Here is an 8,193-nt window from a genome sequence, read left to right as displayed (position 1 = left end):
GTTCATACCCGCCACAGAAGTATCTCAAACTTTATTGTCAACCTTTTGGCAGGAATGGCGGCTTATGCTTTCTACGATACAAAACCCTCTATCAATATGGAGTTTGAGATGGAGGGAAAAACAGAAGTGAAACAGCTCACACTTTTCTAAATTTACTTGCCTGAAACAATAAATCTTCGGCCTAAAACAAGGTCGAAAGAATCGTTGTGGACTATAATCTGAGTAAAAAGGAGGGGGCCTTAAACCGAATTGGGGTAAATAGGAAAAGTCTACTCTCCTTATTTTCTTCAGAAAGGTACGTACCTTTTTTATGGATGGGTAGGAAGAGATGTCTTTGACTTAAAAAGGTCCACACATTAAAAGTCTATCTTCCAGACAAGGTTTACACGCATTATATTATTTATCTATTAAAATTAACAGGCACTAATGTTTGATCTTTAATAGGTTCACAGCCTTGAAAACTTTTACACATACAGCTTTTCGTGCTACCCGCTTCGCAAACATACATTTTCTTCTTTCATCGGTAACAAGCCGGATATTTTATACAGTGTGCTGCATTAGTTTGCTTTACTTTAATTAAGCATCAGTAACCTTTGCAATTAAGCACCCAAGGTATTTATAGCCATTAGATTTTCTAATAATACCCAACCTATGGTTTCCCTAGAGTAAGTGTCTGTTATAATAAGATGTAAATAGCATACTATTTTCTCCTTTAATATCAGTTTTCTGTAAGAAGTTTAAGGAAATAAAATTGGCAAACCTAAATATAATCTTACTAGAATATGATCTTCGTTTGAGTCTCTTAGTAAGTTCAGCCATATAAAAAGAGAAGGTAAAATTTCCATACCTTCTCACTTAAATGACTTAGTGATTCAGTTGGGATTCGAACCCAAGACCCACAGCTTAGAAGGCTGTTGCTCTATCCAACTGAGCTACTGAACCTACAAACGTGGTGCAAAAGTACAAAATCAATTTAAGTAATCAAAGATAAGTTTTGTTTTTCTTGATAGCAAGCCTATACTTGATGTACATTAGATTTAGATAGCTTATAGAATTAGCAGTTGAAGTCTCTTTATCTATTTATCATTTTCCTTATATATAGTACTATTAGTTTGCTAGTTCTACGGACCCTGTATACTATTACACCCTAAGTATGATGCCTAATTATGAGTCATAGTTTCCTTACGTGTACCGTTTAGATAAATCAGATAAGAATACCTATCATTGCGATTATTTTTTCTTATCTTCGCGCATAATTAGTATTCAAAACGCAGGCCATAAAGACATGCAAAAAAAAGTACTTGGAATTCTTTGGACGATATACGGTTGTATCGTGTTGCTTATAATTGGTGCAACTTTTAGTATAGAGAGAGGGTGGATAGGGTATATGCCTCCTCTTGATGAGCTGCAGAACCCGATCGATAAATACGCCTCACAGGTTTTTTCCGCTGATGGAAAGGTATTAGGCACTTGGTCACAGAATGAAAATAGAATTTTTACTGACTATGATAGCATCTCTTCTCATATGTTCGATGCCTTAATCGCAACTGAGGATGTTCGTTTCTATCAGCATAGTGGAATTGATGCAAAAGCGTTTGGACGCGCTGTTGTTAAACGTGGTTTTCTTGGGCAACGTGCAGCTGGTGGTGGATCTACTATTACACAACAATTGGCAAAACAATTATATTCTAAGCGTGCCCACAGTACGCTTGGGCGTCTGTTTCAAAAACCGATAGAGTGGGTTATAGCTGTAGAGTTAGAGCGTCATTTCACAAAAAAGGAAATCCTTACACTATACCTAAATTACTTTGATTTCCTGCATAATGCGGTTGGAATTAAAACTGCAGCAAAAGTGTATTTTCAGAAGACACCGCAACAACTTACAATAACTGAAGCTGCAATGTTGGTTGGAATGTGTAAAAATCCCTCTTATTACAATCCTATTACAGCTCCAGATCGTTGCAAACAGCGCCGAAATGTCGTACTAGATCAGATGGTCAAAGGAGGGTATTTAAATGCCTCTGAAGCGGTGACTTTAAAAGAGGAACCGCTTGGACTACATTTTAAACGTATTGATCATAAAAATGGTCCAGCAACATATCTTCGTGAATATTTACGCCGTATCCTTATGGCGGATAAACCCAAGAAGGAGAATTATGCTGACTGGCAACAAGTTCAATATTTTGGCGACTCTTTATCATGGGCCAATGATCCTCTTTATGGTTGGTGTAAAAAGAACGTAAAGAGGGATGGAACCAACTATGATATTTATACTGATGGGTTGAAAATTTATACAACGATAGATTCGCGTATGCAGCGCTATGCTGAAGAAGCTGCCTATAGTCATGTGGCTAAATACTTACAACCATTGTTCTATAGAGAAAAGAAAGGATCATCTTCGTTTCCATTCAGTAGTAAGTTAACGCGCAAACAAATAATGTCAATACTAGCACGCTCAGAGTTGCAAAGTGAGCGCTATCGGATGTTGAAAGATGCAGGTGCTTCAGAAGAGGAAATCCGTAAATCTTTTCATACTAAGATACGTATGAGCATCTTTTCCTATCGAGGAACTATTGATACGATGATGACTCCACTTGATTCTATCAGATATTACAAAAGTTTCTTGAGAACAGGACTTGTGTCAATAGATCCTTCGAGCGGACAGGTAAAAGCCTATGTAGGTGGATTAAATTATAATTATTTCCAATATGACATGGCCTTTGTAGGACGTCGACAAATCGGTTCAACAATGAAGCCTTTTGTTTACTCACTTGCTATGGAGGATGGGTTAACCCCCAGTTATACAATACCCAATGTCATGCGTACCTATATGGTTGCAGGACGCGCTTGGACGCCTAGAAATGGTAGTAAAGCACGGTATGGTTCAAGTGTACCTTTGAGCTGGGGTTTAGCCCAATCTAATAACTGGGTGACGGCTGGTCTGATGAGCCAAATAGACCCTACGGGACATCGCCTAGCTAAGATTATGAAAGATTATGGGGTAAAGAATCCAAACATTTATCCATCTATAGCCCTCTGTCTAGGCCCATGTGATGTGACGGTCGGTGAATTGGCCAGTGCATACACAGCTTTTGCTAATGGAGGTATCCGAGTTGCGCCATTATTAGTTACAAAAATTGAAGATGCTCAAGGCAACGTCATTGCAGAGTTCTCCCCAAGAGTTAACGAAGTTATCAGTGAAGAAAGTGCTGATGAAATGATAACTATGCTAAGAGGCGTTGTACAATCTGGTACTGCAGGTCGATTAAGATATAAGTATAATTTAAATGGCCCAATTGCAGGAAAGACCGGTACTACGAACAATAATTCAGATGGCTGGTTCGTTGGATTAGTACCACGCTTGGTCACAGCTTGTTGGGTTGGTGGAGAAGATAGAGACATCCATTTTGATCGAACAAATAGTGGACAAGGTGCAACTGTGGCCCTTCCAATTTGGGCTTATTATATGAAGAAGGTCTATCGAGATCATTCTTTAGGTTATAAGGAAAATGAAGAGTTTAAAAAGTCAGTGCGCCCGAAAACTTCTCCTACCCCGAGCGTGCAGGGTAATAATATGACAGACGACGAAGAAACTCCTGATCCAGAACCGCAACCACAGAGGAATACGGAAGCCCCTCCTCCGAAGCGGACTGCTAATCAACCAAGGGGCGAAAGCCTATTTGAATAGATTTCGTCTAACGCATCAACTTTGTGCAGTGAGGGATTTAGTGCTAATGATATGCAAGAACGAAGATGACAAAAATGAAAGCAATAGCAATTATACCTGCTCGATATTCGTCAACACGATTTCCAGGAAAGCCTTTGGCATTACTAGGAGGGAAACCTATTATCGAGCGTGTATACGAGCGCGTAGCTCAAGTAATCGAAGACGTTTATGTCGCCACGGATGATCAACGCATATTCGATGCAGTCGAAGCTTTTGGAGGAAATGTTGTGATGACCTCTACTGCGCACAAAAGTGGTACTGACAGATGTTGTGAAGCATTCAATAAGATTGCAAAAACAGCAGATGTCGTTATAAATATCCAAGGCGACGAGCCATTTATTGCTGCACCCCAACTGCAGGCCATTCTGCAATGTTTTGATGACCCATCTGCAGATATTGCTACGTTGGTGCAACCTTTTCAAAAAAATGATTCATTTGTAGCATTAGCTGACCCAAATTCACCAAAAGTCGTATTAGACAATCATAATTTTGCTTTATACTTTAGTCGATCTATCATCCCATATCAAAGGAATTTACCTCAAGCAGAATGGTTAACACATCACGCATATTATAGACATGTCGGTATTTACGCTTTTCGCCCGGCAGTTCTTAGAGCTTTGACCCAATTATCCGTTAGCTCTTTAGAGAGTTGCGAATCTTTAGAGCAATTACGCTGGCTACAAGCTGGCTATCGCATAAAGGTGGCGGAAACCCAGATTTCTACAATTGGAATTGATACTCCTGAGGATTTAAAGCAAGCTGAAATATTTCTTACCCAACATGTAAATAGATGAAACGATATAATTTTTTCCTTTTTGCACTCATTGCTACTTGTTCTGTCTTTTCTTATGCTCAAAAGATTGTTGTAGGTACATACACCTTCAAGGATGGCGCTGTTTATACTGGAGATCTTTTCAATGGTAAGCCTAATGGGAGAGGACGCACCGTGTTTAAGAATGGTGACATTTATGAAGGCGACTACTTTAAAACAAAACGCGAAGGAGAAGGAATAATGACTTATGCCAGTGGAGAAAGATATGAGGGACAATGGTTTCAAGATCAGCAGCATGGCCGTGGAACTTATTACGCTCTAAACAATAATCGCTACGAAGGCTTATGGTATAGAAATTCCAAAGAGGGAGAAGGCACCATGTATTATTATAATGGTGACATTTATAAAGGTGCTTGGAAGAATGATATGCGTAATGGAAAGGGTACTTATACTTACAAGAGTGGCGCATTTTACAAAGGTGAATGGCTTGATGATAAGAAATCGGGCCAGGGGGTTTTTGATTGGAAAGATGGGTCCAAGTATGATGGCGCTTGGAGTAATAATTATAGAAATGGCAAAGGCACATTCTTTTATCTTAATGGAGATTGCTATATCGGCGATTGGAAGGATGATGTTCAAGACGGAAAGGGTATCTACAAGTTTAAGAATGGTGATCTTTATGAAGGGCAATATTTGCAGGGTGAACGGACTGGCGAAGGCATATTTACCTATGCCAACGGAGACCGGTATGTTGGTCACTTCTTGAATGGTGAACAAAGCGGACAAGGTACTTATACTTGGAAAGGAACAGCTACATACACGGGACAATGGAAAAATAATAAAAGAAACGGTCAAGGTACTTACAAACGAAAAGATGATTATGAGTATCAAGGTGGTTGGAAAGACAACCAAATGGATGGTGAGGGCGTTCTAAGGATGGCAAATGGCGAGAAATATCGCGGAATGTTTAGAGCGAACAAGAAAAACGGCAAAGCGACTGTTATTCATGCCGATGGATCGCGCTTTGATGGAACATTTAAGGACGATGTAAAAGATGGGGCTTTTATAGAATATGATCGCAATGGAAATGTTGTCAGAAAAGGGAAGTATGTAAATGGGCAGCTTCAATAGAAAAAGCTCTATCGTTTTTCTCTTCTATAAAACACTCATTTAAACTAAACTGACAATATAATTAGAACGGAATAAATCATGGTAAGCATGAAAAATAGAGAAGAGCAGCCTTTGATGCTGGATATAGTAAAGCATGACCCCTGGTTAGCGCCTTTTTCCGATGCCATACAAGGGCGTTACGCGCACGTCATTTCTAAATGCAATGAATTGACGGATAATCAGAAAATAACTTTGAGTGATTTTGCTGATGGACATCTTTATTTCGGACTACACAAGACCAAAACAAATTGGGTCTTTAGAGAATGGGCACCTAATGCAACATCTATTTATCTGATCGGTGATTTTAATGACTGGAAAGAGGCTGATGAGTATAAGTTGACACCACTTGGAGGTTCTGGCAGTTGGGAAATAACCTTGCCACTTGAAGCCTTGAAACATGGTGATCTATATAAGATGAAAGTATATTGGAATGGAGGTGTCGGAGAACGCATCCCGGCGTGGTGTCGGCGTGTAGTCCAAGATCCTACAACTATGATTTTCAGCGCGCAAGTCTGGGATCCTAAAGATGTCTATACGTTTTCCATTGAACATTTCAAACCATCTAAGCAACCACTCTTTATTTATGAATGTCATATCGGAATGGCTGAAGATGAAGAGGGTGTTGGGTCATATGAAGAGTTTAGAACTAAAGTTTTACCTCGCATTGCGACTGATGGATACAATTGTATTCAGATCATGGCGATACAAGAACATCCATATTATGGTAGTTTTGGGTATCACGTATCTTCATTCTTTGCACCTTCAAGTCGTTTTGGTACCCCCGAAGATTTAAAACGCCTGATCGATGATGCGCATAGTAGAGGGCTAAGAGTTATTATGGACCTTGTGCAGAGCCATGCCGTAAAAAATGAAGTTGAAGGATTGGGTAATTTGTGCGGAGATCCAAATCAGTTCTTTTATCCTGGCTCTAGGCATACACATCCAGCGTGGGATAGTCTTTGTCTTGACTATGGTAAGAATGAAGTTATTCATTTTCTCTTATCCAATTGTAAATACTGGCTGACAGAATATAAGTTTGATGGTTTCAGATTTGATGGTGTCACCTCAATGCTCTATTATGATCATGGCTTAGGTGCAGCATTTACCAACTATAGTGACTATTATAATGGCCATCAAGACGACAATGCTATTGCTTATTTGACTTTAGCCAACCTTTTAATTCACGAAGTAAATCCCGCTGCCATTACTATAGCTGAAGAAGTCTCTGGTATGCCGGGGCTTGCCGCTCCGTTTACATCCGGCGGTTATGATTTTGATTACCGCTTGGCTATGAATATCCCTGATTTCTGGATCAAGCTGATCAAAGAAGAACGCGATGAAAATTGGAAGCCAAGTAGCATATTGTGGGAATTGACAAACAGAAGAACTGATGAGCGTAGCATTTCTTATTGCGAAAGTCACGACCAAGCCTTAGTTGGCGATAAGACAATTATTTTCCGTTTGATTGATGCTGATATGTATTGGCATTTCAAGAAGGGAGATGAAAACGGAACAGTGGAGCGTGGTATTGCCCTACATAAAATGATCCGCTTAGTGACAGCTTCTACTATCGATGGTGGCTATCTTAACTTTATGGGTAACGAGTTTGGTCATCCAGAATGGATCGACTTTCCACGTGAAGGTAACGGCTGGAGTTATAAGTACGCTCGCCGACAATGGAATTTAGTCGATAATAAGGACTTACTTTATCATTGTTTAGGCGACTTTGATGGTGCAATGTTAGCAACGCTTAAATCTGTGCCAGACTTCTCAGCTATGCCCGTCAACGAAATCTGGCACGACGATGGAGACCAAATTTTGGCTTATCAACGTGGAGATTTGCTTTTCATCTTCAACTGGAGTCCTACTAAAAGCTTTACGGACTACGGCTTTCGCGTAAAAGAAGGTGCTTATGACGTAGTCTTGAATACTGATGCTAAAAAATTTGGCGGCTTTGGCTTTGCTGATGATAGCGTTGCTCATCTTACAAATTTTGATCCTCTGTTGCACCGCGAAGGGAAAGGGTGGTTGAAACTATACACTCCAGCTCGTAGTGCTGTTGTGCTTAAAAGGCGAGAAGAATAATTTACCCACTGTCTACTCAGCTTTGTCTTTTAGAAGTAGATAACACAGATAAGAGTCTTTGATGTCTGATAAGACGACTTCAGGGACTCTTTTTTATTTTGTACCATCGTGAAAGTACAAGTTTACCTTCGTGAGAACAACTTTGTACCATTGTGGAGGGAGAATCGTACACTAACGATGGTACAGGTTTTAATTTGAGTTTACAGAATTATTGCATTGTAGAGACCTTTGCACAGCGATTGGTGTGTATTTTGTTTGTTAATTCATTGTATAATAGGAAGTTATTTCGTATATTTGAGCATTAAAAACAGCATAATACTCCTCCCATGGCATACCAATCCAAGAATACCGATGAGCATGTAACATTTGCAGACGCACTCCTTTCAAAGCGTTATCGCAAAGCACAAAACGACTTCCTCAATCAGGTTGACACGCTTAT

At 39.7% G+C, this 8,193-nt stretch carries 4 protein-coding genes, 1 tRNA gene and 2 pseudogenes; 6 read left to right on the top strand and 1 reads right to left on the bottom strand.

Annotated features, from left to right (window positions below; translation table 11 throughout):
• A pseudogene (locus tag GCWU000325_RS12320) lies at positions 1–150 on the top strand (IS982 family transposase); the annotation flags it as partial.
• A 718-nt stretch (positions 151–868) separates the two neighbouring features.
• Here GCWU000325_RS12320 and GCWU000325_RS01595 read toward each other — a convergent pair.
• Positions 869–942 (bottom strand) — tRNA-Arg (locus GCWU000325_RS01595).
• A gap of 343 nt (positions 943–1,285) precedes the next feature.
• On the opposite strand from GCWU000325_RS01595, the gene GCWU000325_RS01590 reads away from it, so the two are divergent.
• The 5 genes and pseudogenes from GCWU000325_RS01590 to GCWU000325_RS11795 form a co-directional block, all read left to right on the top strand.
• A complete protein-coding gene (locus tag GCWU000325_RS01590) occupies positions 1,286–3,688 on the top strand; it encodes a transglycosylase domain-containing protein (protein ID WP_006254201.1) in 2,403 nt (800 codons plus the stop codon).
• Positions 3,689–3,762: 74 nt separating this feature from the next.
• Positions 3,763–4,521 carry a 3-deoxy-manno-octulosonate cytidylyltransferase gene (gene kdsB / locus GCWU000325_RS01585; RefSeq protein WP_040599123.1) on the top strand — a complete coding sequence of 253 codons (759 nt, stop codon included), beginning with the start codon at positions 3,763–3,765 and terminating at the stop codon, positions 4,519–4,521.
• Positions 4,518–5,630: an MORN repeat-containing protein gene (locus GCWU000325_RS01580; protein ID WP_006254199.1), complete on the top strand. Its 1,113-nt coding sequence runs from the start codon at positions 4,518–4,520 to the stop codon at positions 5,628–5,630. Before kdsB ends, GCWU000325_RS01580 begins: the two co-directional genes overlap by 4 nt.
• A 78-nt stretch (positions 5,631–5,708) precedes the next feature.
• Complete coding sequence (locus GCWU000325_RS01575) at positions 5,709–7,754, top strand: alpha amylase C-terminal domain-containing protein (protein WP_006254198.1); 2,046 nt, start codon at positions 5,709–5,711, stop codon at positions 7,752–7,754.
• Positions 7,755–8,080: 326 nt separating this feature from the next.
• Positions 8,081–8,193: pseudogene (locus tag GCWU000325_RS11795) on the top strand (IS5/IS1182 family transposase); the annotation flags it as partial.

Origin of the sequence: Alloprevotella tannerae ATCC 51259 (assembly GCF_000159995.1) — a bacterium.
Classification (GTDB): Bacteria; Bacteroidota; Bacteroidia; order Bacteroidales; family Bacteroidaceae; genus Alloprevotella; species Alloprevotella tannerae.
This window is presented reverse-complemented; position numbering and strand designations above follow the sequence as displayed.